Source organism: Streptomyces sp. Z26 (assembly GCF_003665095.1).
Classification (GTDB): Bacteria; Actinomycetota; Actinomycetes; order Streptomycetales; family Streptomycetaceae; genus Streptomyces; species Streptomyces phytohabitans.
Genome location: NZ_RCHV01000002.1, coordinates 4,071,262 through 4,096,183, shown reverse-complemented (window position 1 = coordinate 4,096,183; position 24,922 = coordinate 4,071,262). Strand labels below are relative to the sequence as shown.

Genomic DNA, 24,922 nt, shown 5'->3' with positions numbered 1-24,922 from the left:
CTAGGATGCGAGATATGAGCTTTGGGCAGGGGGGTCCCGAGTGGGGCCCGGGGAACGGGGGCGGACCCACGCCCGACTGGGCGGCGCTCGCCGACGAGTCGGCGCGTCGGCACAGCCGTCGCAGACGCCGGGTGCTGGTCGGCGCCGGTGCGCTGGCCACGGTCGCGGTCGCCGGGATCGTCGCCGTGGCGGTGGCGGGCGGGGGCGACGACTCCGGGGACGACGCGTCGAGTTCGCTTCCGAGCCCGGAGAAGCCCTCCGAGGGGCCCGGCCAGCCCGAGCCGTCCTTCAAGGAGGACCGCCCGCCCGCGCCGCCGCAGGACTTCCTGAACGACCCGCGCAAGGACACCGCGCCGCTCACCGAGAAGACCCTGTTCCCGGACGAGATAGCCGCCGTCGACGGCCGCCGGTACGCCCGTGTCTCGACCGACGCCTCCCCGGAGTGCGCGCCCGGCGCCATCGGCGGCCTCCGCCCGGTGCTGGCGGCCAACGACTGCCAGCGGTTCCTGCGCGCCACGTACGTACGGCAGGGCCTCGCGTTCACCCTCGGCGTCGGCGTCTTCGACTCGAAGGCCGACGCGGCGGCCGTGAAGAGCGGCTACCAGCCGAACGTCGCGTCCCTGCCCGGCGGCAACGTGAAGGACTTCTGCCGCAGCGTGACCTGCCGTACGACCGTCAACTCCCTCGGCCGGTACGCCTTCTTCACCATCGCGGGCCACACCGACGGCAAACCGGCGGGCGACGCCGACGAGCCCGCCAAGCAGGCCGCCCTCGACGGCTCCGCGTACGGCTACGAGCGCATCCTCCAGCGCGGCAAGGACCAGTCCGCCGCGGACGCCGCGCGCTGACCGCCCGCCGTACGGGCACCCGCCGCGCGTACGGCCCCCGCGTACGGCCCGTCGCTCAGCAGCAGCCCGCGCCAGCGCCCGTACCGCCGCCGCCCGGTCCCGCCACCGGCTCCAGCGGCAGCACCCGCCTGTTCCGCGCCGCCGCGTTCCGCGCCGCCAGCTCCCCGTCCGCCGGGTAGCCGACCTCTTCCAGCGTCAGCCCGTGCGGCCGTACGACCTGCACCGCCGAGTCCCGTACGCCCGCCGCCAGCACCTCGCGCGGCCACGTCGCCGGGCGGTGCCCGTCACCGACGAACAGCATCGCGCCGACCAGCGCCCGCACCATGTTGTGGCAGAACGCGTCCGCCCGCACCGTCGCCTCCAGCACCCCGTCCGTACGGCGTTCCCAGCGCAGCGCGCGCAGCGTACGGATCGTGGTGGCGCCCTCGCGCCGCTTGCAGAAGGCCGCGAAGTCGTGCTCACCCAGGAGGCGTTCGGCGGCGGCGTTCATCGCGTCCAGATCCAACGGCCAGTTGTGCCACAGCACATGGCCCCGCAGCAGCGGGTCGACCCCGGCCGGGTGGTCGCAGACGCGGTACGCGTAGCGCCGCCACACCGCGGAGAAGCGGGCGTTGAAGTGCGCGGGCGCCTCGGCGACCCGGTGCACCCGTACGTCCATCGGCAGCCGCCCCGCCAGCCTGCGGCGCAACTGCCCGCCCTGCTCCGCCCACACGGCCTCCGGCAGGTCCACGTGCGCCACCTGCCCGCGCGCGTGCACCCCCGCGTCCGTACGGCCCGCGACCGTCAGGTCCGGGGACGCGTCCAGGCGCAGGACCACGCGCAGCGCCTCCTCCAACTCCTCCTGGACGGTACGGCGGTTGCGCTGACGCGCCCAGCCGGAGAAGCCCGCGCCGTCGTACGAAAGGTCCAGTCGCACCCGTACGAGACCGGGCTCCACCTCGTCACTCACGCGACCGATCCTCTCACCCCACGGGAACGGCGGAGGCCGGGCCCGGCTCCCTGGGGAGCGGACCCGGCCTCCGGCGCGGACACGGGACGGTCAGGCGTCCTTCGCGTCCTTCGCCTCGTCCGAGGAACCCTCGGCGTCGGTCGACTCGGCGGCCTCGTCGGCGGCGGCGTCCTTCTTCAGGTCCGCCGCGGCCTCGTCGCCCGCCTTGTCCTTGGCCGTGCGCTTCGTCGCGGCCTCGGCCTCGCCGACCGCCTGCTGCTGCACGGTCAGGGCCTCCACCAGCTCGATCACGGCCATGGGGGCGTTGTCCCCGCGGCGCGGACCGATCTTGGTGATACGGGTGTAGCCGCCCGGCCGGTTCTCGTAGCGCGGGCCGATCTCGGTGAAGAGGGTGTGCACGACGCTCTTGTCGAGCACCGTCTGCATGACCTGGCGACGGTTGTGCAGGTCGCCCTTCTTCGCCTTGGTGATCAGACGCTCCGCGAACGGGCGCAGGCGGCGGGCCTTGGCCTCGGTCGTGGTGATGCGGCCGTGCTCGAAAAGGCTGGTCGCCAGGTTCCCCAGCATCGCCTTCTGGTGCGAGGCGCTGCCGCCCAGACGGGCGCCCTTCGTGGGCTTCGGCATCTTGCTTCTCCTTGTTCTCTGCACCGGCCGTATCAGGTACCGGTGTCAGGCCGGTTGGGCGGACGCCCAACCGGAGCGTGCGGCGGGTCCGGGGCCGCGTGGCCCCGAACCCGTCAGCGGGCCGCTGGCGGCCTCAGTACTGCTCGGTCTCCACGAAGCCCTGGTCCGCGTCGTCGTCCGCGCCGAAGGCGTCGGCGGCGGCGGTCGGGTCGAATCCGGGCGGGCTGTCCTTGAGGGCCAGGCCCATGCCGGCGAGCTTCGCCTTGACCTCGTCGATGGACTTCGCGCCGAAGTTGCGGATGTCCAGCAGGTCCGCCTCCGAGCGGGCCACCAGCTCGCCCACGGAGTGGATGCCCTCGCGCTTCAGGCAGTTGTAGGAGCGGACCGTCAGCTCCAGCTCCTCGATCGGCAGCGCCAGATCGGCGGCGAGCGCGGCGTCCGTCGGGGACGGGCCCATGTCGATGCCCTCGGCGTCGACGTTCAGCTCGCGCGCCAGGCCGAACAGCTCGACGAGGGTCTTGCCCGCCGACGCCATCGCGTCACGCGGACGCATGGCCTGCTTGGTCTCGACGTCGACGATCAGCTTGTCGAAGTCGGTGCGCTGCTCGACACGCGTGGCCTCGACCTTGTACGTCACCTTGAGCACCGGCGAGTAGATCGAGTCGACCGGGATACGGCCGATCTCCTGGCCGACCTGCTTGTTCTGCACGGCGGAGACGTAGCCGCGACCGCGCTCGACGGTCAGCTCCATCTCCAGCTTGCCCTTGCCGTTCAGCGTGGCCAGGACCAGGTCCGGGTTGTGCACCTCGACACCGGCGGGCGGCGCGATGTCCGCGGCCGTGACCAGGCCGGGGCCCTGCTTGCGCAGGTACATCACGACGGGCTCGTCGTGCTCCGAGGAGACGACCAGGCTCTTGATGTTGAGGATGAGGTCGGTGACGTCCTCCTTGACGCCCGGCACGGTGGTGAACTCGTGCAGGACCCCGTCGACCCGGATGCTCGTCACGGCGGCACCGGGGATCGAGGAGAGGAGCGTACGCCGCAGGGAGTTGCCGAGGGTGTAGCCGAAGCCCGGCTCCAGCGGCTCGATCACGAACCGGGAACGGAACTCGTCGACGACCTCTTCGGTCAGTGAGGGGCGCTGAGCGATCAGCATGAGAGATGTGCCTCCAGTCTTCGGCAACCGCTATTTGATGCCGTACTGCAAGGGTACGGGTGGCACGGCCGCTCCGGCCGCCGTACCACCCGTCCTCGTACGTACTGCTCCCCCGGGACGAACCCCGGGGGTGGTCCTCCGGCGGGGCCGGAGGGAGGTGCTTCCCGACTCAGACCCGGCGACGCTTCGGGGGGCGGCAGCCGTTGTGCGGGGTCGGGGTGACGTCCTGGATCGAGCCGACCTCAAGACCCGTCGCCTGGAGCGAACGGATCGCGGTCTCCCGGCCGGAACCGGGGCCCTTCACGAAGACGTCGACCTTGCGCATGCCGTGCTCCTGCGCGCGGCGGGCGGCGTTCTCCGCGGCCATCTGCGCCGCGAACGGCGTCGACTTGCGGGAGCCCTTGAAGCCGACGTGGCCGGCGGAGGCCCAGGAGATCACGTTGCCCGTGGGGTCCGTGATCGAGACGATGGTGTTGTTGAACGTGCTCTTGATGTGGGCGTGCCCATGAGCGACGTTCTTCTTTTCCTTGCGGCGCACCTTCTTGGCGCCCGCGGTACGGCCCTTGGGAGGCATATACGTTTACTCCTGTGGAGGTGGTCGGTCCGACAGCAGGACCGCTGGTGAGCGTGTCCGCTGCGGACTACTTCTTGCCCGGCTTCTTCTTGCCGGCGATCGCGCGACGCGGACCCTTGCGGGTACGGGCATTGGTCTTCGTCCGCTGACCGTGGACGGGGAGACCGCGGCGGTGCCGCAGGCCCTCGTAGCAGCCGATCTCGACCTTGCGGCGGATGTCGGCCTGGATCTCCCGGCGGAGGTCGCCCTCGGTCTGGAAGTTGTTGTCCACGTAGTCGCGGAGCTTGACCAGGTCTTCCTCGGCCAGGTCCCGTACGCGGGTGTCCGGGTTGACGCCGGTCTCGCTCAGGGTCCGCTGGGCAAGGGTGCGACCGATGCCGAAGACGTAGGTGAGGGCGACCTCGACGCGCTTCTCGCGCGGGAGGTCAACGCCTGCGAGGCGTGCCATGGATGTGGCTCCTGATGGTGTTCGGAGGTCTTCCGCAGCACCGTTCCCGTAAGACCCTTCAGCATTACGGGCCGGGTCCCCGGCCTCCGACCGGGGGTGTCGTCCCCACCGGCGGTGACGGATCACAGCGGTGGGTCGGGTGACTGCGTATGTACTTTTCACTTGCGTCGCGCGAGAAATGCGAGAAGTGCGAGGGGGTCCGGCTGCGTCAGCCCTGGCGCTGCTTGTGGCGCAGGTTGTCGCAGATGACCATGACCCGGCCGTGACGGCGGATCACCTTGCACTTGTCGCAGATCTTCTTGACGCTCGGCTTGACCTTCATGAAATCGAGGTTCTCCGGGTCAGTGCCCGTCGCCCCGCGGGAACGGGACGCGGACAAGATCTACTTGTAGCGGTAGACGATCCGCCCGCGAGTCAGGTCGTAGGGGGACAGTTCCACCACGACCCGGTCGTCGGGAAGGATACGGATGTAGTGCATCCGCATCTTGCCGCTGATGTGCGCGAGGACCTGGTGGCCGTTCTGGAGCTCCACCTTGAACATTGCGTTCGGGAGAGACTCGACGACCGTGCCCTCGATCTCGATGGCCCCTTGTTTTTTGGCCATGCTTGAGCGCTTCACCTTCCGGGATCGGCTACCTGGGGTGGCCAGGGCACGCGAACATGCCCGGGACCGACGAGCCAGTCTACGCCAGGCCATCCGGAAAGAGGAAATCGGGTAACCTCCCCCGGATTCAAGATCGTTAAGCCGGGGGGCGGACGGAACGGGGAGCGCGGCGCGTACGGGAACGCGTACGGGACTCGGCCGCGCGCCGCGACCTACGCCAGCGGGTCCGGCGCCGCCGTCACGCCGTACTCCGCGAGCTTCGCGCGGCCGCCGTCCGGAGCGGTGAGCACCAGCGGGCCGTCCTCCGTGATCGCCACGGAGTGCTCCCAGTGCGAGGACCAGCTGCCGTCGTCCGTCTTCACGGTCCACTCGTCGGCCAGCACGTGCGTCTTCGCCGTACCCAGGCTGATCATGGGCTCGATCGCCAGGCACATCCCCGGCACCAGCTTGGGCCCCCGGCCGCGACGCCGGTCGACGTAGTTCAGCAGGTGCGGGTCCATGTGCATCTGGGAGCCGATGCCGTGGCCGCCGTAGTCCTCGATGATGCCGTACTTGCCGGAGGCCGGGCGGGGCTGCCGCCGTACGTACCCCTCGACCGCCTTCGAGACGTCCACCAGCCGGTTGCCCTTGCGCATCGCGGCGACACCGGCCCACATGGACTCCTCGGTGACACGGCTGAGCTCGTGCAGTTCGGCCGCGTGCCCCTCACCGACGAACACGGTGATCGCACCGTCGCCGTGCCAGCCGTCGACGATCGCGCCCGCGTCGATGGAGATGAGGTCACCGGAGGCCAGAACGGTCTCCGCGTCGGGGATGCCGTGCACCACGACCTCGTTCACGGAGGTGCAGATGTTGCCCGGGAAGCCGCCGTAGCCGAGGAAGTTGGGCTTCGCGCCGTGGTCGGCGAGCACCTTGGCGGCGACCTGGTCGAGATCGCGGGTCGTGGCGCCGGGCACGGCCGCCGCGCGGCACGCCTGGTGCATCGCGGCGACGACCAGCCCCGCCGCCCGCATCTTGGCGATCTGCTCCGGGGTCTTGATCTCCACCATGACGGACGTGCCTCCGCACCGAAAACGAGCTTGCTTGTTCAGGAACCGCACGCGCCGTACGCCGGCGGGACGACCGCGCGGCGTACGGCGTACGGCGTTGCGACGGGACCGAGCGCGGACGCTCAGTCGCGACCTATCGCCTGCATGGCCCGCGCCGTGACCTCCTGCACCGCGCCGAGCGCGGAGAGGGTGGTCACGAGGCCCTGGGCCTTGTAGTAGTCGATGATCGGCTCGGTCTCGCTGTGGTAGACGGCCAGCCGCTTGCGGACCGTCTCCTCGCTGTCGTCCTCCCGCTGGTACAGCTCGCCACCGCAGTCGTCGCAGACGCCCTCGGTCTTCGGCTTGCTGTACTCCGCGTGGTAGACGTGACTGCTGTCGTTGCGGCAGATGCGCCGACCGGCGATCCGCTTCACGACCTCGTCCTCCGGGACCTCCAGGTCGAGGACGGCGTCCAGCTTCAGGTCGTGCGTACGCAGGAAGCCGTCCAGCGCCTCGGCCTGCCCGATGTTCCGGGGGAAGCCGTCCAGGAGGAAGCCGCCCGCGGCGTCCTCCTGCGTCATACGGTCCTCGGCCATCCCGATGGTGACCTCGTCGGGCACCAGGTGGCCCGCGTTCATGTACTCCTTGGCCTGCACGCCGAGGGCGGTGCCCTGGCTGATGTTGGCCCGGAAGAGGTCACCCGTGGAGATGTGCGGAATCGCCAGGTTCTCGGCGAGGTACGCGGCCTGCGTGCCCTTGCCCGCGCCCGGCGGTCCGACGAGGACGATACGCATCAGCGGAGGAACCCTTCGTAATGGCGCTGCTGAAGCTGGCTCTCGATCTGCTTCACCGTCTCAAGCCCGACACCCACGATGATGAGGATGCTCGTTCCTCCGAACGGGAAGTTCTGGTTGGCGTTGAGGGTGATCAGCGCGACGGTGGGCACCAGGGCGATCAACCCCAGGTAGAGGGAGCCGGGCCACGTGATGCGGTTCAACACGTAGCTCAGGTACTCCGCGGTGGGGCGTCCCGCCCGGATGCCCGGGATGAAGCCACCATACTTCTTCATGTTGTCGGCAACTTCTTCGGGGTTGAAGGAGATGGCGACGTAGAAGAACGCGAAGAACACGATGAGCAGGAAGTACGTGATGATGTACGTCGGGCTGTCCCCGGCGACCATGTTCTTCTGGATCCAAGTCGCCCAACCCGCCTGCGAGTTGCTGAACTGGACGATGAGCGCCGGGATGTAGAGCAGCGACGACGCGAAGATGACGGGAATCACACCGGCCTGGTTGACCTTCAGCGGGATGTACGTCGAGGTGCCGCCGTACGAACGCCGACCGATCATCCGTTTCGCGTACTGCACGGGGATACGCCGTTGCGCCTGCTCGACGAAGACCACGAGCGCGACCATGGCCAGGCCGCAGACGATGACCGCGCCGAACTCGATCCAGCCGTCGGCCAGCTCGCCCTGGGTCTTGATGGCCCACAGCGCGCCGGGGAAGCCCGCGGCGATCGAGATGAACATGAGGATCGACATGCCGTTGCCGACACCGCGGTCCGTGATCAGCTCGCCGAGCCACATGATGAGCGCCGTACCGGACGTCATGCAGATCACCATCGTGATGGTGGTGAACACGCCGTCGTCGGGGACGATCTCGTCCCGGACCTGGCACTGCGGGAAGAGGGTGCCGCTGCGGGCGGTGGCGACCAGGCCGGTGGCCTGGAGGATGCCGAGCGCCACGGTCAGATAGCGGGTGTACTGGGTGATCTTCGCCTGCCCGGCGGAGCCCTCCTTCTTCAGGGCCTCCAGCCGCGGGATCACGACAACCAGCAGCTGCAGGATGATGCTCGCCGTGATGTACGGCATGATCCCGAGCGCGAAGATGGTCAACTGCAGCAGAGCGCCACCGCTGAACATGTTCACCAGACCGAAGAGACCGCTGTTGGACTCGGCCTCGTCCATGCACTGGTTGACGTTCTCAAAGCTGACGCCCGGCACCGGGACATGCGCCCCCAGCCTGAAGAGGACGATGATGCCGAGCGTGAAAAGCAGCTTCTTGCGCAGGTCGGGCGTCTGGAACGCCCGGGCGAACGCGGTGAGCACGGTGCCTCCTGCGCCCCCCGCGCTCAACTACGCGAGAGGTGACGGTCTTGAGGATCGACGGATACGACAGTGCAGGCCACCTTACCGGCGACCATGCCCGCCGTGGAACGACCAACCGGGGACGCCCTCAGAGGACATCCCCGGCCGATCAGACAACGAACTCAGCCGAGTTCGGTGACGGTGCCGCCCGCGGCGGTGATCTTCTCCTTGGCGGAGCCGGAGACCTTGTCGACGGTGACCTGCACCGCGACGGAGATGTCGCCGGAACCGAGCACCTTCACGAGCTCGTTCTTGCGCACCGCGCCCTTGGCGACCAGGTCGTCCTTCGTGACCTCGCCACCCTTCGGGAACAGCTCGGCAAGCTTGTCCAGGTTCACGACCTGGAACTGCTTGTGCGCGGGGTTGCGGAAGCCACGGAGCTTGGGCAGCCGCATGTGCAGCGGCATCTGCCCACCCTCGAAGCGCTCCGGCACCTGGTAACGCGCCTTCGTGCCCTTGGTGCCACGACCGGCCGTCTTGCCCTTCGACGCCTCACCACGGCCCACACGGGTCTTGGCGGTCTTGGCGCCGGGGGCCGGCCGGAGGTTGTGGACCTTCAGCGGCTTGCTGCCCTGGGGCTCAGCCATGTCAGTCGACCTCCTCGACCGTGACGAGGTGACGGACGGTGTGCACCATGCCGACGACCTCGGGACGGGCCTCCCGTACGGAGACATCGTTCACACGCTTCAGACCGAGCGTCCGCAGCGTGTCGCGGTGGTTCTGCTTGGTCCCGATGACGGAACGCGTCTGCGTGATCTTGAGGCGAGCCATCACGCACTCACCCCGGCACGCGCCCGCAGCAGAGCGGCGGGGGCCACGTCCTCCAGCGGCAGGCCACGGCGGGCGGCGATCTCCTCGGGGCGCTGGAGCCCCTGGAGCGCGGCGCGCGTGGCGTGCACGATGTTGATCGGGTTCGACGAGCCGAGCGACTTGCTCAGCACGTCGTGGATGCCCGCGCACTCCAGCACGGCACGCACCGGGCCACCGGCGATCACGCCGGTACCGGGCGACGCCGGCTTGAGCAGCACGACACCCGCGGCTTCCTCACCCTGGATGGGGTGCGGGATGGTGCCCTGGATACGGGGGACCTTGAAGAAGTGCTTCTTGGCCTCCTCGACACCCTTGGCGATGGCGGCCGGCACCTCCTTGGCCTTGCCGTAGCCGACACCGACGGTGCCGTCGCCGTCGCCCACCACGACCAGCGCGGTGAAGCTGAAGCGACGACCACCCTTCACAACCTTGGCGACGCGATTGATCGCGACGACACGCTCGACGTAGGCGGTCTTCTCGGCAGCACCGCCGCCGTCCCGGCCCTTGCGGTCCCGTCGCTCGCCGCCACCGGCGCCGCCACCGCGGCGCTGGGGTCCAGCCATTGGTATTACCTCTCTCGTCTAGCTACGGAACGCGCTCAGAACTTGAGCCCGGCCTCGCGTGCGGCGTCGGCAAGCGCGGCGATACGGCCCGCGTACTTGTTGCCGCCGCGGTCGAACACGACCGCCTCCACGCCAGCGGCCTTCGCACGTTCCGCGACGAGCGCACCGACCTGCTTGGCCTGGTCGCTCTTGGCGCCCTCGGCGCCGCGGATGGAGACGTCGAGGGTCGACGCCGACGCCACGGTGTGACCCGCGATGTCGTCGATGACCTGCGCCACCATGTGACGGTTGGAACGCGTCACCACCAGCCGCGGACGCTCGGGCGTGCCCGAGATCTTCTTGCGGATGCGGATGTGGCGGCGCTTGGCGGCGGCACGCTTGTACGCGTCGCCCTTGGCGATCTTCACGCCGTATGCCATGGCTACTTACCAGCCTTTCCGACCTTGCGGCGGATGACCTCGCCCGCGTACTTGACGCCCTTGGCCTTGTACGGGTCGGGCTTCCGCAGCTTGCGGATGTTCGCGGCGACCTCGCCGACCTTCTGCTTGTCGATCCCCTGGACGCTGAACTTGGTCGGGGACTCGACCGCGAAGGAGATGCCTTCGGGCGCCTCGATGAGGATCGGGTGGCTGTAGCCCAGCGCGAACTCCAGGTTGGAGCCCTTCGCCTGAACGCGGTAGCCGACACCGCTGATCTCGAGGTTCTTGCTGAATCCCTGGGTCACGCCAGTGATCATGTTCGCCACCAGCGTGCGGGACAGGCCGTGCAGGGCCTTGTTCCGGCTCTCATCGTTGGGACGCGTGACGGCGAGTACGCCGTCCTCGCCCTTGGCGATCTCGATGGGAGCGGCGACGGTGTGCGTGAGGGAACCCTTGGGGCCCTTCACCGCGACCGTCTGGCCATCGATGGTGACGTCCACACCGGCGGGAACCTGAATGGGGAGCTTGCCGATTCGCGACATTGCTGTTCCTCCGTTCCCGACTACCAGACGTAGGCGAGGACTTCCCCGCCCACGCCCTTCTTCTGTGCCTGCTGGCCGGTCAGGAGACCGTGGGACGTGGAGATGATCGCCACGCCCAGGCCGCCGAGAACCTTCGGCAGGTTGGTGGACTTCGCGTACACGCGCAGACCCGGCTTCGAGATCCGCTTGATGCCGGCGATCGAGCGCTCGCGGTTCGGGCCGAACTTCAGCTCGAGGACGAGGTGCTTGCCCACGGGCGCGTCCTCGATCTTCCAGCCGGTGATGTAGCCCTCCTGCTGGAGGATCTCCGCGATGTGCGACTTGATCTTGCTGTGCGGCATCACGACGTCGTCGTGGTACGCCGAGTTCGCGTTTCGCAGACGCGTCAACATGTCTGCGATCGGATCGGTCATGGTCATGTGTTGGCCTTCGGCCTCTCTCGCCGGGGTTTCCTGTATGCGCCGTCCCTCTCCCCGAGCTGAGTCGGGACGGGTGCGATGCGGGGACCTACGGCGTAGTAAGCGTTGTCTTGCTGCTTACCGAGAGTCCTGGCTGGTCCTGCGGTCCGCCCACCCGTCTCCCGATCGCCGCCCCGTTGGGGTGGCCTTCGGTCGACAGGTGTCGGCGGGACGCGGGATTACCAGGAGCTCTTGGTCACGCCCGGCAGTTCACCGCGGTGCGCCATCTCACGAAGGCACACGCGGCACAGGCCGAACTTGCGGTAGACGGAGTGGGGACGGCCGCAGCGCTGGCAGCGCGTGTACGCACGCACCGAGAACTTCGGCTTGCGGCTGGCCTTGGAGATCAGAGCCTTCTTCGCCATGATCAGTTCTCCTTGAACGGGAAGCCGAGGTGACGGAGGAGGGCACGACCCTCGTCGTCGGTGGTCGCCGTGGTCACCACGGTGATGTCCATGCCCCGGACCCGGTCGATCTTGTCCTGGTCGATCTCGTGGAACATAACCTGCTCGGTGAGACCGAAGGTGTAGTTCCCCCTGCCGTCGAACTGCTTCGGCGACAGACCGCGGAAGTCGCGGATGCGCGGGAGCGCGAGCGACAGCAGACGGTCGAGGAACTCCCACATACGGTCGCCGCGCAGCGTCACGTGCGCACCGATCGGCTGGCCCTCACGCAGCTTGAACTGCGCGATGGACTTGCGGGCCTTGGTCACGGCCGGCTTCTGACCGGTGATCGTGGCGAGGTCCTTGATGGCACCGTCCATCAACTTGGAGTCGCGGGCGGCGTCGCCCACACCCATGTTGACCACGATCTTGGTGAGACCCGGGGTCTGCATGACGTTCTCGTACTTGAACTCGTCACGCAGCTTGCCCGCGATCTCCTCGCGGTAGCGCAGCTTCAGGCGCGGGGAAGTGGTGGTGGCAGTCATCAGATGTCCTCACCCGTCCGCTTGGCAACGCGGATCTTGTTGCCGTCGTCGTCGAAGCGGTATCCGACGCGCGTCACGACCTTCTTGCCGTCCTTCTCCACGACGAGCTGGACGTTGCTCACGTGGACCGGGGCCTCGGTCGTCACGATGCCGCCGGTCTTCGAACCCCGCGAGGTCTGGCCGGCCTTGGTGTGCTTCTTGACCCGGTTGACGCCCTCGACCAGGACGCGGTTGTCGCGGGGGTAGGCCACGATGACCTTGCCCTGCTTGCCGCGGTCCTTGCCGGTGATGACCTGGACCAGGTCGCCCTTCTTGATCTTCATCACAGCACCTCCGGCGCGAGCGAGATGATCCTCATGAACTTCTTCTCGCGCAGCTCACGGCCCACCGGGCCGAAGATACGGGTGCCGCGGGGGTCGCCGTCGCCCTTGAGGATGACGGCGGCGTTCTCGTCGAAGCGGATGTACGAGCCGTCGGGACGGCGGCGCTCCTTGACGGTGCGCACGATGACGGCCTTGACGATGTCGCCCTTTTTCACGTTCCCACCGGGGATCGCGTCCTTGACGGTAGCGACAATGACGTCACCGATGCCCGCGTAGCGGCGGCCGGAACCACCGAGAACACGGATGGTGAGAATCTCCTTCGCACCCGTGTTGTCGGCGACACGCAGCCGCGACTCCTGCTGGATCACGTCTATCTCCTGATCGTCTGCCGGTTCCCGGCGGGGTGCGCGCACCCCGCCGAGCCTGGCGGAACACTCCTGGGGAACCCCAGGACGAATGTGTCGGAACTCCCTTGCGGGAGCGCCTACTTGGCCTTCTCGAGGATCTCGACGATGCGCCAGCGCTTCGAGGCGGACAGCGGCCGGGTCTCCATCAGGAGGACGCGGTCGCCGACACCCGCGGCGTTCTGCTCGTCGTGCGCCTTGAGCTTGTTCGTACGGCGGATGACCTTGCCGTACAGCGCGTGCTTCACGCGGTCCTCGACGGCGACGACGACGGTCTTGTCCATCTTGTCGCTGACGACGAGGCCCTCGCGGGTCTTGCGGAAGCCGCGGCTCTGCTGCTGTGTCTCAGTCACGTTCGTCTCGCTCATCAGGCGCTCTCCACCGTCTCGATGCCCAGCTCACGCTCGCGCATCAGGGTGTAGATCCGCGCGATGTCCTTCCGGACGGCCTTCAGCCGACCGTGGTTCTCGAGCTGCCCCGTCGCCGCCTGGAAGCGGAGGTTGAACAGCTCCTCCTTGGCCTCGCGAAGCTTGCCGAGGAGCTCCTCGTCGCCGAGCTCACGCAGCTCGGTCGCCTTCGTTCCGGCCGCCATCACGACTCACCTGCCTCGCGCCGCACGATCCGGCACTTCATCGGAAGCTTGTGGGCGGCGCGGATGAGCGCCTCCTTGGCAATCTTCTCGTTCGGGTACGACAGCTCGAACATCACCCGTCCCGGCTTGACGTTCGCGATCCACCACTCCGGCGAACCCTTACCGGAACCCATGCGGGTCTCGGCGGGCTTCTTCGTCAGCGGGCGGTCGGGGTAGATGTTGATCCACACCTTGCCGCCACGCTTGATGTGCCGGGTCATGGAGATACGAGCGGCCTCGATCTGCCGGTTCGTCACGTACGCGGCGGTGACGGCCTGGATGCCGTACTCGCCGAACGCAAGCTCCGTACCACCCTTGGCCATGCCGCTGCGCTTCGGGTGGTGCTGCTTGCGGTGCTTTACCCTGCGCGGGATCAGCATTGGTCAGGACTCCTTTCCGGCAGAGCCGGACGAACCAGCGGCGTCGGCGGCCGGTGCGGCCGCAGCCTCGGCCTTGGGGGCCGCGTCAGCCTGGGCCTGCTGGGGCTTGCGACCGCGGCCACCGCGCTCGCCGCCGCGGCGGGGACGCTCGGCGCCGCCGCCACCGCCACCACGCGACGGGCGGTTGCCCGCGCGGGCCGCGGCGTTCTCGGCACGGACCTCAGCGATGTTCTTGACGTCGCCCTTGTAGATCCAGACCTTCACGCCGATACGGCCGAAGGTCGTCTTGGCCTCGAAGAAGCCGTAGTCGACGTTCGCGCGGAGCGTGTGCAGGGGCACGCGGCCCTCGCGGTAGAACTCCGAGCGGGACATCTCGGCGCCGCCGAGACGGCCACCGCACTGGATCTTGATGCCCTTGGCGCCGGCCTTCATCGTGGTCTGCATGCTCTTGCGCATCGCACGACGGAAGGAGACGCGGGAGGACAGCTGCTCGGCGACGGCCTGGGCCACCAGCTGAGCGTCCGTCTCCGGGTTCTTGACCTCGAGGATGTTGAACTGGATCTGCTTGCCGGTCAGCTTCTCCAGGTTCCCGCGGAGGCGGTCGGCCTCCGCGCCGCGGCGGCCGATGACGATGCCCGGCCGGGCGGTGTGGACGTCGACGCGGACCCGGTCACGGGTGCGCTCGATCTCCACCTTGGAGATGCCGGCCCGCTCCATGCCCTGCGTGAGCATGCGACGGATCGCGACGTCTTCCTTGACGTAGTCCTTGTACAGCTTGTCGGCGTACCACCGGGACTTGAAGTCCGTGGTGATGCCGAGTCGGAACCCGTGCGGGTTGACTTTCTGACCCATTACCGGGTTCCTTCCTTGCTGCTGACGACCACCGTGATGTGGCTGGTCCGCTTACGGATCCGGTAGGCGCGGCCCTGGGCGCGCGGCCGGAACCGCTTCAGGGTCGGACCCTCGTCGACGTACGCCTCGGAGATGAAGAGGCTGTCGGCGTCGGTGTGGTCGTAGTTGTGCGCGGCGTTGGCGATGGCGCTGTCCAGCACCTTGCCGACGGTCACACTGGCGGCCTGCGGGGCGAAGCGCAGGACCGCCTGGGCCTCCGTGGCGTCCATGCCACGGACAAGGTCCACCACGCGGCGGGCCTTCATGGGCGTGACGCGCACGAAACGCGCCTGGGCCCTGGCTTCCATGGTTGTCCCTTCGGTGTCAGTCATAGTCGGTTCACCCCGGTCAGCGACGCCGCGACTTGCGGTCGTCCTTGACGTGGCCGCGGAAGGTGCGGGTCGGCGCGAACTCGCCGAGCTTGTGGCCGACCATCGACTCGTTGATGAACACCGGGATGTGCTTGCGGCCGTCGTGCACCGCGATCGTGTGTCCGAGCATCGCCGGGACGATCATCGAGCGCCGGGACCAGGTCTTGATGACGTTCTTCGTGCCTGCTTCGTTCTGCGTGTCCACCTTCTTGCTCAGGTGGTCGTCGACGAAGGGCCCTTTCTTGAGACTGCGCGGCATCTGAGAACCGTCTCCTAGCGCTTCTTGTTCGTCTTGCGGCGACGGACGATGTACTTGTTGCTGGCCTTCTTCGGGGAGCGCGTACGCCCCTCCTTCTGGCCCCACGGCGACACCGGGTGACGACCACCGGAGGTACGACCCTCACCACCACCGTGCGGGTGGTCGATCGGGTTCATGACCACACCGCGGACGGTCGGGCGGACGCCCTTCCAGCGCATACGGCCGGCCTTGCCCCAGTTGATGTTCGACTGCTCGGCGTTGCCGACCTCGCCGACGGTGGCGCGGCAGCGGACGTCGACCAGCCGGATCTCACCGGACGGCATGCGCAGGTGGGCCATGCGGCCCTCCTTCGCCAGCAGCTGCACCGAAGCGCCCGCGCTGCGCGCGAACTTGGCGCCGCCGCCCGGCTGCAGCTCGATGGCGTGCAGCGTCGTACCGACGGGGATGTTGCGCAGCGCCAGGTTGTTGCCCGGCTTGATGTCGGCGCCCGGACCGTTCTCGACGCGGTCGCCCTGCTTCAGGCCGGCCGGCGCGAGGATGTAGCGCTTCTCGCCGTCGACGTAGTGCAGCAGCGCGATGCGCGCGGTGCGGTTCGGGTCGTACTCGATGTGCGCGACCTTCGCGGGCACGCCGTCCTTGTCATGGCGACGGAAGTCGATGACACGGTAGGCGCGCTTGTGGCCACCGCCCTGGTGGCGGACGGTCACACGACCGGCGTTGTTACGGCCGCCCTTGCTGTGCAGCGGGCGGACCAGCGACTTCTCCGGCGTGGACCGCGTGATCTCGACGAAGTCGGCGACGCTGGAGCCACGACGGCCCGGGGTCGTCGGCTTGTACTTGCGGATACCCATTTCTCAGTCCTCGTCCGATATCGGACGACCAGACCTCCGTCAGGAGGTCGGGCCGCCGAAGATGTCGATGCGGTCGCCCTCGGCGAGGGTCACGATGGCGCGCTTGGTGTCGGCACGCTTCCCGTAACCGGTGCGGGTGCGCTTGCGCTTGCCCTGCCGGTTGATCGTGTTCACCCCGGAGACCTTGACCGAGAAGATGGCCTCGACGGCCTGCTTGATCTGGGTCTTGTTCGCACGGGGGTCGACGATGAACGTGTACTTGTTCTCGTCCAGCAGCGCGTAGCTCTTCTCGGAGACCACCGGCTTGATCAGCACGTCACGGGGGTCCGTGTACGTCTTGCTGGTGACCGTGGTCTTGACTGCGGTGTCGCTCATCAGGCGTCGCTCCCTTCGAGCTCGACCTCGGTCGCGACGGCCTTGCCGCCCTTCACGGGCCCGGCCACGAACGTGTCGTAGGCGGCCTTGGTGAAGACCACGTCGTCGGAGACGAGCACGTCGTACGTGTTCAGCTGGCCCGGCTCCAGGAGGTGCACCTGGGGCAGGTTGCGGGCGGAGAGCCACGCGGCCTCGTCCGTGCGCTCGACGACCAGGAGCACGTTCTTGCGCTCGCTGACCTTGCCGAGGAACTCACGGGCGGCCTTCGTGGAGATGTCGCTCCCGACCACGCCGGAGACGACGTGGACGCGGTCGTGACGCGCGCGGTCCGAGAGGGCACCGCGGAGCGCGGCGGCCTTCATCTTCTTCGGCGTCCGCTGCGAGTAGTCACGCGGCACGGGACCGTGCACGACGCCACCACCGGCGAACTGCGGCGCGCGGGTCGAGCCCTGGCGGGCGCGGCCGGTGCCCTTCTGGCGGTACGGCTTCTTGCCACCGCCGCGGACCTCGCCACGCGTCTTGGTCTTGTGCGTGCCCTGGCGGGCAGCGGCCAGCTGGGCGACGACGACCTGGTGGATCAGCGGAACGCTGACCTGCACGTCGAAGATCTCCGCGGGGAGCTCGACGGTCCCGGCCTTGTCGCCGGCCGGCGAAAGGATGTCAATCGTGCTCATGGTTCCCTCAAGCCCCCTTGGCCGCGCTGCGGACCAGGACGAGGCCGCCGTTCGGACCAGGAACCGCGCCCTTGATGAGCAGCAGGCCCTTCTCCGCGTCAACGGCGTGGACGGTCAGGTTCTGGGTGGTGACCCGCTCGTTGCCCATGCGGCCGGCCATCCGGGTGCCCTTGAAGACACGACCGGGGGTCGCGCAGCCGCCGATGGAGCCGGGCTTGCGGTGCACGCGGTGGGCACCGTGCGAGGCCTTGCCGCCACGGAAGCCGTGACGCTTCATGCCGCCGGCGAAGCCCTTGCCCTTGCTCTTGCCGGTGACGTCGACCTTGATGCCGGAGCCGAAGACCTCGGCGGTGACTTCCTGGCCGAGCGTGTACTCGCTGGCGTCCGCGGTGCGGAGCTCCACGAGGTGGCGGCGGGGGGTGACGTCGGCCTTGGCGAAGTGACCCTTGAGGGGCTTGTTCACCTTGCGCGGGTCGATCTCGCCGAAGGCGATCTGGACGGCGTCGTAGCCGTCCTTGTCATTGGTGCGCACCTGGGTGACGACACAGGGGCCGGCCTTGACCACGGTCACGGGGACGACACGGTTGTTCTCGTCCCAGACCTGGGTCATGCCGAGCTTTTCGCCCAGGACACCCTTGATCTGCTTTGCCATCTCTTCCGCGCCTCTCAGAGCTTGATCTCGATGTCGACGCCGGCCGGGAGGTCCAGGCGCATCAACGAGTCAACGGTCTTGGGGGTCGGGTCGAGGATGTCGATCAGCCGCTTGTGCGTACGCATCTCGAAGTGCTCGCGCGCGTCCTTGTACTTGTGCGGCGACTTGATGACGCAGTACACGTTCTTCTCTGTGGGCAGCGGCACCGGGCCCGCGACCGACGCACCAGTGCGGGTCACCGTCTCGACGATCTTCTTCGCCGAGTTGTCGATGACCTCGTGGTCGTAGGCCTTGAGCCGGATGCGGATCTTCTGTCCCGCCATGGCTACTTCGTAGTCCTGTCTCTCGTAAACGCCCTGGAACCCGCGGGTGCCTCCGCCGTACGGCCCTCCGTACCGACTCGTCCGACCCACGCGGTCGGGCGTGTCGCATCCCTTCCCGGATTTCTCCGAGGGAGATTCCTTCAGGAAGGAGACGGGGGAAGAAACCCACCGGTGCCTGATTGAAGCCCCTCCTGCACTTCCCGGAAGATTCCCGTACTTCCGTCCCTGATGAGGGACGACGAATACCTTGGGACTCGCTTCCGGTCCTCCCGGCGGGAGGCGCACAGCATCGGCACTCAACCGAGCAACCTGCTCAGTGTGCCATAGCCCGATTGCCCAAGGCCAATCGGGCCCCGGGAGCTGTGGACGGGCGTACGAACGGGCGGAGTTACGAGGTCAGGGACGTGTGACGCGTACCACGAAATCCGTCCACGCGGACGCCGGGACGGCGAGCTGCGGACCGTCGGCCACCTTCGAGTCCCGTACGCGGACGGCACCGGGGGCCACGGCGACCTCGACGCACTCAGGGCCGTCGTTGCTGCTGTAGCTGCTCTTGACCCACACCAGCGCCGCGCCGTTCCCGGTCGAAGTCCTGAGCGTCATGTCTCCCCCAGCAGTTTCTCGATGAAGGCGAGCGACTCACGCGGAGTGAGTGCCTGCGCCCGGATCATGCCATACCGCATTTCGAGGATCTGCACCTCCCGGGGGTCGGACACCAGCCGACTCGAAAGCTGCGCCTCCCAGTGCCCCACCGTCGCGCCGTCCCGGAGCTTGAGCAGTTGGAGTTGGCCACCCATGCCGGCGTGCTCCTCCCGGTCGGTCGGCATGACCTGTACGGACACGTGACGCAACTGCGCGACTTCCAGGAGGTGTTCGAGCTGCCGCCGCAGAACCAGTCTGCCCCCGATCGGCCGCCGTAGTGTCACCTCCTCCAGAACGAAGGTGAGCAGCGGCGCGGGCCGTCGTTCGAAGATCACCTGTCGCGCCATGCGTGCGGCGACCTGTCCCTCGATCTCGTCCTCGCTGTACGACGGGCTACGCATGTCGAACAACGCCCGCGTGTACTCAGCCGTCTGCAACAACCCGTGCATGTTGTGGTTGCCGTACGCCCCCAGTTCGACCGCCTCGCCCTCCAGCTTGGCCAGGTCGCGGACCTTCTTCGGGTAGCGGGCCTCCGCCACGTCCTTCTTCATCGCCGCGAGCTTGCCGCCCGCGCCCAGTGCCTCGTCCGCGCGGTCCAGGAAGTCCGGTTGGGGGATGCGCTTGCCCGCCTCGACCTTGTAGACGAGGTTCTCGCTGTACCGGATGCGGGTCCCGAACTCGGCCTGGCTCAGGCCCGCTTCCGTACGCCACAGCTTCACCTGGCGGCCGACCATCTCGATCACCGCGCCCGAGTCGTCTCCCGGGTCGAGGTCCCAGCCGGGCGCGTCCGCGCCGTCCGTCGTGTAGTCCTTGCCGCCGCTCTCAGCGTTCACGCCCACCGTGTTCCCTCCGACGTCCCGACCCGCCCCAGCCCGACCTGCCGTGCCCTGCCCGCCTCGCACGCGGGCGACAGGCACGGCGTACAGCCCGGACACGTACGGACACGCCCCTGACAGTCACCGTGCGTACGGGCGTCATCACTGGTCAGCCTAGTAGCGATCCGGCCAATCTGAGCCCCATGACGGATCACCTCACCCGAACCGACAACTCCGCTTCCCCGCAGCGCCGGTACGCCGTGCTGCTGCCCTCCAGCCCGCACGGCGCGCGCCGCGCCCGGCGGCTCGCGGTGGACCAACTGCGCTGCTGGGACGTGGCGTTCGAGTCGGCGGCGTACGTCGTCGCGGAGCTGGCGTCGAACGCCGTACGCCACGGCCGCCTGGCGGGCCGGGACTTCCGCCTGACGCTCGCGCTGCTGGGCGGCTCCCCCGGCGCGACGCTCCGCATCGAGGTGAGCGACGCGCGCGCCGAGTGCCTGCCGGACACCCGCCCGCGTACGCCCGGCGTGGACGACGAGTCCGGGCGCGGCCTGCTCCTGGTCGACGCGCTCGCCGACCGCTGGGGAGCCGTCGCGCAGCCGGTGCCGGGAAAGACCGTCTGGGCGGAGCTGGACCTCGCGCAGGCCCCTCCCGGCTAGATGAATGAGTCCGATGTCTTCAGTGGTCGTAGGCGATCAGTGATCGTTTGATGGGTGCGCCGGTGGTCCAGTTGTGCCAGATGCCGGCGGCGAGGGCGAGGAGTCGTTGTCCGGTGCGGGCGAAGACTCCGGCCGGGGTTCTGCCGCCGTGTTGTTCGAGGCTGAGCTGGCCTTTGAGGGTGTCGATGACGGCTTCGATCCACTGGCGGACCCGGGCGATCTTCCCGTGCCGGACCGGTTCGTCCTTGCGGTCCGGCCGCACCAGGTGTGCGCCGAGCCGCTCGGCGACGAACGCTTCGAACTCCTTGCCCGCGAAGCCCTTGTCCGCGAGGATCACCTGCCCTTGGCGGACGAGGTGGTGTTCGCGTTCCAGGAGCGCGGTCATCACCTCCCGTTCGCCGAGTTTCGGGTTGGCCAGGCACCAGGTGACAGGCATGCCCTCGGCGGTGGTGACCAGGTAGAGGCGGAAGCCCCAGAAGAAGCGGGAGTGGCTGCGGCAGAAGCCGTAGCCGCAGTGCCCGGCCAGGTCGGAGCGTTTGACGGTCTCGCGGGAGGCCGCGCAGGGCAGCGGGGTGGAGTCGATCAGCCGCAGGTCGTCGTTCCAGGTCGGCACCTGCCTGGCCAGTGCCTCGATCACGCGGCTGATGAGCGGACCTGCGGCGTTGAGGCGCTTGTTGTAGGCGGACTGTTGGGGCAGGTAGCGGAAGAGGTGGCCGAGGCGGGCGTGGGCGAAGCGGATCCAGTGCCGGGTCGAGGGGAACCCGAGGAGGACCTGGGCCACGGCCAGGCACATCAGTTCGGCGTCCGTCAGCTTCGGCGGTCGCCCGATCCGGCGACAAGGCGCCACGTGGTCGTCGATGAACACGTACAGTGCCGCCAGAAGGGCGTCCAGGTTTGTCTTCACACACTGACCAACGGGCGCCCTTCGCCATGGTCGCGACCAGGACGGACATCGGACTCACTCATCTAGCGGGAAACGGGCCTGCCGCGCTACTCGGCGTGAGGTCCGTCCAGCAGACCCGCCAGCCGGGCGCGGGTGTACACGGCCAGCGTGAAGCCGTCGGTCAGCTCCCCCTCGCGGATCAGGTCCTCCGCCTCCGCCACGGACACCACCCTCGTGCGTCGGATGCCCTCCTCCGCGCCGAGGTCGCCGATGGCCGGGATCCGGGCCGCGTACAGCTCGACCCGGCTGGACAGCAACCCGCTGTCGGGGTGGAGGGCGCCCAGGTGGACGAGTTCGTCGGGGGCCGTGCCCAGTTCCTCCCCCAGCTCGCGTACGGCGCTGGCGGTCGCCTCCGCGTCCGGCTCGCCGAAGCCGCGCGGCGCCTCGACGTGCCAGGAGCGGGTGGGGTGCCGGTAGTGCTCGATCAGCACCAGTTCGGGCGCCGGGCCCAGCAGCGGGAGGACGACGACGCCGGGTGTGCCGGAGGTGGGCAGGATGCGTACGTGCAGACCCAGTCGGCCGTCGGGGAAACGCACCGCGTCCCGTACGACGGTGATGAACCGATCGCTGTACACGACCCCGACGGGCTCCCCCGCCCCGCCGTCGGGGCCGCCGACACCGCGCCGCGCCGCCTCGACGTCCGCGGGGTCGAGCAGGATCTCGAAGCCGCCCGGTGGGCTGGCGAAGAGTTCGGGCCGGGTACGGCGGAGGGCTTCGTACGAGGTCATGGGCGCCTCACGGCTCAGTACTCCTGGATTTCCTCGATCTCCTGGACGGTCGCGGAGCTGGTGGCCGCCAACCCGCCGCGCCGTTCCCGGTATTCGGGCAGCCTACGCACCAGGTCGAGGAACTGGTTCCACTCACGTTCGCCGTCCAGCCGTACGGGGGCCAGTTCGCGGGCGAACTTCTGCTCGCGTCGCCCCGCCTGCCGGTTCCGCAGCGCCAGTTGCACGGACCCGCCGAACGACCCGTTGGCCGTGGCACCCAGGGCGCCGACGACCGACCACAGCTCGTTGCCGGACACGGCGGTGAACACCGCGCCGCCGATCGTCACGACGACCTCGATCACCGGGTCCCACACGGACGCCGGGACGCCCCGCCGCTCGGAGGCGAGCCGGAGGATCTCACCGTTGAGGGTGACGTAGCGGTCGAAGATCCCGCCGATGCCGTCCGCGAAACCGGACGGGTCCCGGGTCAGCGCCTCGAACTCCCGCATGTAGCCGTCCCACGCGGAGGTCTCCCGGAGCCGCCGGATGTCGTCCAGGGCGAGCGAGTCGACGGCGGCGGGGGTCAACCGGTCCTGGACGGCGGAGAACGCCTGGCGCTGGAGGAAGCGGACCAGCTGCTCCGGGTCCCGTACGGCGTCGGTGGGCGCCGCCGTACGCACGTCCCGCCATTCCTGGAGCGCGACCCGCCGGAGGCTGCCCAGCGGGGTGAGCGGATACATGCCGAGGGCGTCGGCGAGGTTGACGTTGTAGATCAGGTCGATGAGCTGCTTGACCTCACCGGCGAACGGCTTGCCGGAGTCGTACCTGCCGTCCGAGATCGGATAGCCCTGCCGCGTGACGAACCGCTCGTACAGCACGTTCCGCGTGACGGAGCCGTGGCGGACGCTCTGCTCGTTGCTGAACTGCACGATCTCGCCGATCCGTTCGGCGAAACCGGGCACCCGCGCCTCCTCCACCCCGACCTGCGAGGCGAGCAGCGGTATGTCCTTCGCGGTGAGGCCCTGCACCCTCGCGGCGAACGGGTTGAACAGCGCCGACCTGGTGTCCCGTACGTTCTCCCGGTCGTCCCAGGAGAGCCGTACGCACGTCAGCCGGTCCGTGGCGGCCATCCCGGCGACGGTGTCCTGCCAGGCGCGGAACGCGTCCTCGTCCAGGTCCACGCTGCCCGGCCGGTCCGTGGGCTCGTGCTCCCCCAGGAGGTACGGCACGAGGGCGCCGTCGGCCAGCAGCCTCCGGTGCGCGTCGCGGGCCGGGCCGTCGACGAGCAGGTCGCGGGCGACGGCCGGGTTGTTGTAGAAGAAGACGCGGTTCATCACCACCTGGCGGGTGTTGATGAGGCTGCGGAAGTACTCGGCTCTGACCTCCTTGCCCCGCTGGTCCGCCACGTCGCGCAGCGACTGGCCCCGGGCGATCATGCGCCGGGTCAGCTCCGCGCTGACCCACTGGTTGTCCAGCGACTGGGCGATCACCGCGCCGGGCGCGAGCTGCGCGGGACGGACTCTCGCCACTCTGTCCTGGTCGTCGTCCAAGTCGGTCATCTCTCGCGGTCGCTCCGTCCGCTCGCGTCACGCACGACGCACCGGCGCGCTCGAAAGCGCCGGCTCCCCCCTGGAGCCCGCCCGCACTTTACTCGCGGACCCGGGTCACGGACAGTGGCCGGGCGACGACGCCTCCTCGTACGGCCGACCCGTACGACCCCCGTACCGCCGGGCCCTCGTGCGGCCGCGTCGCGCGGGCAACTCCCGCGCATCTCGGTCGAATTCCCGCGTCGGCGCGCCAGAATTCCGCCGGGGCGGTCGCGACGGCCCGTGTTTCTCCCTATGTTGGCGGGCGGTTGCCGTCGCGCGTACGCCGCACAGACCCCGCGTGCGCCCGGCGCCCGCCGCCGACCGCCGCCCCCCAGTGGAGAGATGTGCGCAGACGTGACCGACGTGGAGCCGAACACCGGGACGAGTGGGACAGCTGAGACGGGGAGATCGGGTGCGACGGGGAGGACGAGTACGGCGGGCCCGCTGGGCGCACGCCGTACGGTCCCCACCTCCATCGGGGACGTGACCTGTTACGAGCGCGGCGCCGGGCCGACGCTCGTCTTCCTGCACGGGCTGCTCGTCAACGCGGAGCTGTGGTCCGCGACCGTACCCCTGCTCGCCGACACGCACCGCTGCGTCACGCTGGAACTCCCGCTGGGCGCGCACCCTGTCCCCGCGCCGCCGGACGCCGACCTCACGCCCGGCGGGATAGCCGCGGCCGTGACGGAGGTGCTGCGCGAGCGGGCGCCCGAGGGGAGCGTGCTCGTCGGGAACGACACCGGCGGGGTGTTCGCGCAACTCGTCGCCACGACGTCGCCGGAGCTGCTGCTCGGCCTCGTACTCGCGTCGTGCGACGCGTACGACAACTTCCTGCCATGGGCGGTACGACACGCGCAGCTCACCGCGCGCGTACGGGGCGGCGTGTGGCTGATGGTGCAGGCGTTGCGGCTACGGCTGGTGCGCGATCTGCCCGTCGCCTGCGGCTGGCTGGTGAAGCACCCGGTCGACGCGCGGCTGTGGCAGTCGTTCCTGGGGCCCGCGCGCGTGGACCCCGAAGTACGGCGCGACCTGGGGAAGTTCCTGCGCGGGGTGTCGCGCGGGGACACCCGGCGGGCGGCGCGCGAGCTGCGCGACTTCAAGCAGCCGACGCTCCTCCCCTGGGCCGACACGAACCGCGTCTTCCCCGTCGCGCACGCGCACCGGCTGGCCGCCGCCATGCCGAACGCGCGGGTCCGCCCGATCCCGGACAGCTACGCGCTCGTGCCGCTCGACCAGCCGGAGGCGCTGGCGCGGGAGATCCGCGCGTACGTGGCGAAGCACGTGCCGCCCGCCTTCTGACGACCGGCCGCGGCCCCGCCCTCGTACGTCCCAGCGC

The 24,922-nt window shown here is 69.0% G+C and carries 39 protein-coding genes; 3 read left to right on the top strand and 36 right to left on the bottom strand.

What is annotated here, in order from left to right:
* Nucleotides 1–14 precede the first annotated feature (14 nt).
* Nucleotides 15–848, top strand: coding sequence for a hypothetical protein (locus D7M15_RS18270; protein ID WP_206337382.1), 834 nt, complete (start codon nt 15–17; stop codon nt 846–848).
* A gap of 55 nt (nt 849–903) precedes the next feature.
* Here D7M15_RS18270 and truA read toward each other — a convergent pair whose 3' ends face one another.
* From truA to D7M15_RS18105, 33 genes are all read right to left on the bottom strand, one after another.
* On the bottom strand, nt 904–1,797 hold the full coding sequence (truA, locus tag D7M15_RS18265; protein WP_121518494.1) for a tRNA pseudouridine(38-40) synthase TruA: 894 nt from the start codon (nt 1,795–1,797) through the stop codon (nt 904–906).
* A 90-nt stretch (nt 1,798–1,887) separates the two neighbouring features.
* Nucleotides 1,888–2,421, bottom strand: coding sequence for a 50S ribosomal protein L17 (gene rplQ, locus D7M15_RS18260; protein WP_121518493.1), 534 nt, complete (start codon nt 2,419–2,421; stop codon nt 1,888–1,890).
* A 133-nt stretch (nt 2,422–2,554) separates the two neighbouring features.
* Nucleotides 2,555–3,577, bottom strand: a complete 1,023-nt coding sequence (locus tag D7M15_RS18255) for a DNA-directed RNA polymerase subunit alpha (RefSeq protein WP_121518492.1) — start codon at nt 3,575–3,577, stop codon at nt 2,555–2,557.
* A gap of 169 nt (nt 3,578–3,746) precedes the next feature.
* Nucleotides 3,747–4,151, bottom strand: a complete 405-nt coding sequence (gene rpsK / locus D7M15_RS18250; RefSeq protein ID WP_016473404.1) for a 30S ribosomal protein S11 — start codon at nt 4,149–4,151, stop codon at nt 3,747–3,749.
* A gap of 67 nt (nt 4,152–4,218) precedes the next feature.
* On the bottom strand, nt 4,219–4,599 hold the full coding sequence (gene rpsM / locus D7M15_RS18245; RefSeq protein WP_121518491.1) for a 30S ribosomal protein S13: 381 nt from the start codon (nt 4,597–4,599) through the stop codon (nt 4,219–4,221).
* A gap of 208 nt (nt 4,600–4,807) precedes the next feature.
* Nucleotides 4,808–4,921: a 50S ribosomal protein L36 gene (gene rpmJ / locus D7M15_RS18240; protein WP_003956441.1), complete on the bottom strand. Its 114-nt coding sequence runs from the start codon at nt 4,919–4,921 to the stop codon at nt 4,808–4,810.
* A gap of 60 nt (nt 4,922–4,981) precedes the next feature.
* Complete coding sequence (gene infA, locus D7M15_RS18235) at nt 4,982–5,203, bottom strand: translation initiation factor IF-1 (protein WP_003948620.1); 222 nt, start codon at nt 5,201–5,203, stop codon at nt 4,982–4,984.
* Nucleotides 5,204–5,415: 212 nt separating this feature from the next.
* The gene (gene map / locus D7M15_RS18230; RefSeq protein WP_121518490.1) at nt 5,416–6,252 is read right to left on the bottom strand and encodes a type I methionyl aminopeptidase; all 837 of its coding nucleotides are present in this window, start codon (nt 6,250–6,252) and stop codon (nt 5,416–5,418) included.
* A gap of 122 nt (nt 6,253–6,374) precedes the next feature.
* Complete coding sequence (locus tag D7M15_RS18225; protein WP_121518489.1) at nt 6,375–7,025, bottom strand: adenylate kinase; 651 nt, start codon at nt 7,023–7,025, stop codon at nt 6,375–6,377.
* Complete coding sequence (secY, locus tag D7M15_RS18220; RefSeq protein ID WP_121518488.1) at nt 7,025–8,338, bottom strand: preprotein translocase subunit SecY; 1,314 nt, start codon at nt 8,336–8,338, stop codon at nt 7,025–7,027. Before secY ends, D7M15_RS18225 begins: the two co-directional genes overlap by 1 nt.
* A gap of 161 nt (nt 8,339–8,499) precedes the next feature.
* The gene (gene rplO, locus D7M15_RS18215) at nt 8,500–8,964 is read right to left on the bottom strand and encodes a 50S ribosomal protein L15 (protein ID WP_121518487.1); all 465 of its coding nucleotides are present in this window, start codon (nt 8,962–8,964) and stop codon (nt 8,500–8,502) included.
* A 1-nt stretch (nt 8,965) separates the two neighbouring features.
* A complete protein-coding gene (gene rpmD / locus D7M15_RS18210; protein WP_121518486.1) occupies nt 8,966–9,148 on the bottom strand; it encodes a 50S ribosomal protein L30 in 183 nt (60 codons plus the stop codon).
* Nucleotides 9,148–9,750: a 30S ribosomal protein S5 gene (rpsE, locus tag D7M15_RS18205; protein WP_121518485.1), complete on the bottom strand. Its 603-nt coding sequence runs from the start codon at nt 9,748–9,750 to the stop codon at nt 9,148–9,150. Before rpsE ends, rpmD begins: the two co-directional genes overlap by 1 nt.
* A 35-nt stretch (nt 9,751–9,785) precedes the next feature.
* Complete coding sequence (gene rplR, locus D7M15_RS18200; RefSeq protein ID WP_121518484.1) at nt 9,786–10,169, bottom strand: 50S ribosomal protein L18; 384 nt, start codon at nt 10,167–10,169, stop codon at nt 9,786–9,788.
* Nucleotides 10,170–10,171: 2 nt separating this feature from the next.
* Complete coding sequence (gene rplF / locus D7M15_RS18195) at nt 10,172–10,711, bottom strand: 50S ribosomal protein L6 (RefSeq protein ID WP_121518483.1); 540 nt, start codon at nt 10,709–10,711, stop codon at nt 10,172–10,174.
* A 20-nt stretch (nt 10,712–10,731) separates the two neighbouring features.
* On the bottom strand, nt 10,732–11,130 hold the full coding sequence (gene rpsH, locus D7M15_RS18190; protein ID WP_121518482.1) for a 30S ribosomal protein S8: 399 nt from the start codon (nt 11,128–11,130) through the stop codon (nt 10,732–10,734).
* A 218-nt stretch (nt 11,131–11,348) separates the two neighbouring features.
* Nucleotides 11,349–11,534, bottom strand: coding sequence for a type Z 30S ribosomal protein S14 (locus tag D7M15_RS18185; protein ID WP_016473415.1), 186 nt, complete (start codon nt 11,532–11,534; stop codon nt 11,349–11,351).
* 2 nt (nt 11,535–11,536) lie between these two features.
* A complete protein-coding gene (gene rplE / locus D7M15_RS18180; RefSeq protein WP_121518481.1) occupies nt 11,537–12,097 on the bottom strand; it encodes a 50S ribosomal protein L5 in 561 nt (186 codons plus the stop codon).
* Nucleotides 12,097–12,420 (bottom strand): 50S ribosomal protein L24, encoded by a 324-nt coding sequence (rplX, locus tag D7M15_RS18175; protein ID WP_121518480.1) that lies wholly within the window; start codon nt 12,418–12,420, stop codon nt 12,097–12,099. The genes rplE and rplX overlap by 1 nt, the downstream gene beginning before the upstream one ends.
* Nucleotides 12,420–12,788, bottom strand: a complete 369-nt coding sequence (gene rplN, locus D7M15_RS18170; RefSeq protein WP_027749269.1) for a 50S ribosomal protein L14 — start codon at nt 12,786–12,788, stop codon at nt 12,420–12,422. Before rplN ends, rplX begins: the two co-directional genes overlap by 1 nt.
* 116 nt (nt 12,789–12,904) lie before the next feature.
* Nucleotides 12,905–13,192 carry a 30S ribosomal protein S17 gene (gene rpsQ, locus D7M15_RS18165; RefSeq protein WP_121518479.1) on the bottom strand — a complete coding sequence of 96 codons (288 nt, stop codon included), beginning with the start codon at nt 13,190–13,192 and terminating at the stop codon, nt 12,905–12,907.
* A complete protein-coding gene (gene rpmC, locus D7M15_RS18160; RefSeq protein ID WP_121518478.1) occupies nt 13,192–13,416 on the bottom strand; it encodes a 50S ribosomal protein L29 in 225 nt (74 codons plus the stop codon). The genes rpsQ and rpmC overlap by 1 nt, the downstream gene beginning before the upstream one ends.
* Nucleotides 13,416–13,835 (bottom strand): 50S ribosomal protein L16, encoded by a 420-nt coding sequence (gene rplP, locus D7M15_RS18155; protein WP_121518477.1) that lies wholly within the window; start codon nt 13,833–13,835, stop codon nt 13,416–13,418. The genes rpmC and rplP overlap by 1 nt, the downstream gene beginning before the upstream one ends.
* Nucleotides 13,836–13,838: 3 nt before the next feature.
* On the bottom strand, nt 13,839–14,687 hold the full coding sequence (gene rpsC, locus D7M15_RS18150; protein WP_121518476.1) for a 30S ribosomal protein S3: 849 nt from the start codon (nt 14,685–14,687) through the stop codon (nt 13,839–13,841).
* Nucleotides 14,687–15,034, bottom strand: a complete 348-nt coding sequence (gene rplV, locus D7M15_RS18145; protein WP_121518475.1) for a 50S ribosomal protein L22 — start codon at nt 15,032–15,034, stop codon at nt 14,687–14,689. The genes rpsC and rplV overlap by 1 nt, the downstream gene beginning before the upstream one ends.
* A 40-nt stretch (nt 15,035–15,074) precedes the next feature.
* The gene (gene rpsS / locus D7M15_RS18140; protein WP_121518474.1) at nt 15,075–15,356 is read right to left on the bottom strand and encodes a 30S ribosomal protein S19; all 282 of its coding nucleotides are present in this window, start codon (nt 15,354–15,356) and stop codon (nt 15,075–15,077) included.
* Nucleotides 15,357–15,370: 14 nt separating this feature from the next.
* On the bottom strand, nt 15,371–16,207 hold the full coding sequence (gene rplB / locus D7M15_RS18135; protein WP_121518473.1) for a 50S ribosomal protein L2: 837 nt from the start codon (nt 16,205–16,207) through the stop codon (nt 15,371–15,373).
* 39 nt (nt 16,208–16,246) lie between these two features.
* Complete coding sequence (rplW, locus tag D7M15_RS18130; RefSeq protein ID WP_121518472.1) at nt 16,247–16,582, bottom strand: 50S ribosomal protein L23; 336 nt, start codon at nt 16,580–16,582, stop codon at nt 16,247–16,249.
* On the bottom strand, nt 16,582–17,256 hold the full coding sequence (rplD, locus tag D7M15_RS18125; RefSeq protein ID WP_121518471.1) for a 50S ribosomal protein L4: 675 nt from the start codon (nt 17,254–17,256) through the stop codon (nt 16,582–16,584). The genes rplW and rplD overlap by 1 nt, the downstream gene beginning before the upstream one ends.
* A gap of 7 nt (nt 17,257–17,263) precedes the next feature.
* Nucleotides 17,264–17,908, bottom strand: coding sequence for a 50S ribosomal protein L3 (gene rplC, locus D7M15_RS18120; RefSeq protein WP_121518470.1), 645 nt, complete (start codon nt 17,906–17,908; stop codon nt 17,264–17,266).
* Nucleotides 17,909–17,922: 14 nt separating this feature from the next.
* Nucleotides 17,923–18,231 carry a 30S ribosomal protein S10 gene (rpsJ, locus tag D7M15_RS18115; protein WP_016909683.1) on the bottom strand — a complete coding sequence of 103 codons (309 nt, stop codon included), beginning with the start codon at nt 18,229–18,231 and terminating at the stop codon, nt 17,923–17,925.
* Nucleotides 18,232–18,627: 396 nt separating this feature from the next.
* Nucleotides 18,628–18,834, bottom strand: a complete 207-nt coding sequence (locus D7M15_RS18110; protein ID WP_121518469.1) for a DUF397 domain-containing protein — start codon at nt 18,832–18,834, stop codon at nt 18,628–18,630.
* Nucleotides 18,831–19,706, bottom strand: a complete 876-nt coding sequence (locus tag D7M15_RS18105; RefSeq protein WP_121520966.1) for a helix-turn-helix transcriptional regulator — start codon at nt 19,704–19,706, stop codon at nt 18,831–18,833. The genes D7M15_RS18110 and D7M15_RS18105 overlap by 4 nt, the downstream gene beginning before the upstream one ends.
* 185 nt (nt 19,707–19,891) lie before the next feature.
* Between D7M15_RS18105 and D7M15_RS18100 the strand changes: the two genes are divergently transcribed.
* Entirely contained in the window at nt 19,892–20,347 is a 456-nt protein-coding gene (locus D7M15_RS18100; protein ID WP_121518468.1) for an ATP-binding protein, read from the top strand.
* 19 nt (nt 20,348–20,366) lie between these two features.
* Here the strand turns inward: D7M15_RS18100 and D7M15_RS18095 are convergent, their stop codons facing one another.
* The 3 genes from D7M15_RS18095 to D7M15_RS18085 form a co-directional block, all read right to left on the bottom strand.
* Complete coding sequence (locus D7M15_RS18095; RefSeq protein WP_121517663.1) at nt 20,367–21,251, bottom strand: IS982 family transposase; 885 nt, start codon at nt 21,249–21,251, stop codon at nt 20,367–20,369.
* An 86-nt stretch (nt 21,252–21,337) separates the two neighbouring features.
* A complete protein-coding gene (locus D7M15_RS18090) occupies nt 21,338–22,018 on the bottom strand; it encodes an NUDIX hydrolase (protein ID WP_121518467.1) in 681 nt (226 codons plus the stop codon).
* Nucleotides 22,019–22,032: 14 nt separating this feature from the next.
* Nucleotides 22,033–23,556, bottom strand: a complete 1,524-nt coding sequence (locus D7M15_RS18085; protein WP_121518466.1) for a hypothetical protein — start codon at nt 23,554–23,556, stop codon at nt 22,033–22,035.
* A 513-nt stretch (nt 23,557–24,069) separates the two neighbouring features.
* Here D7M15_RS18085 and D7M15_RS18080 point away from each other — a divergent pair.
* A complete protein-coding gene (locus D7M15_RS18080) occupies nt 24,070–24,885 on the top strand; it encodes an alpha/beta hydrolase (RefSeq protein ID WP_121518465.1) in 816 nt (271 codons plus the stop codon).
* Nucleotides 24,886–24,922: the final 37 nt, after the last annotated feature.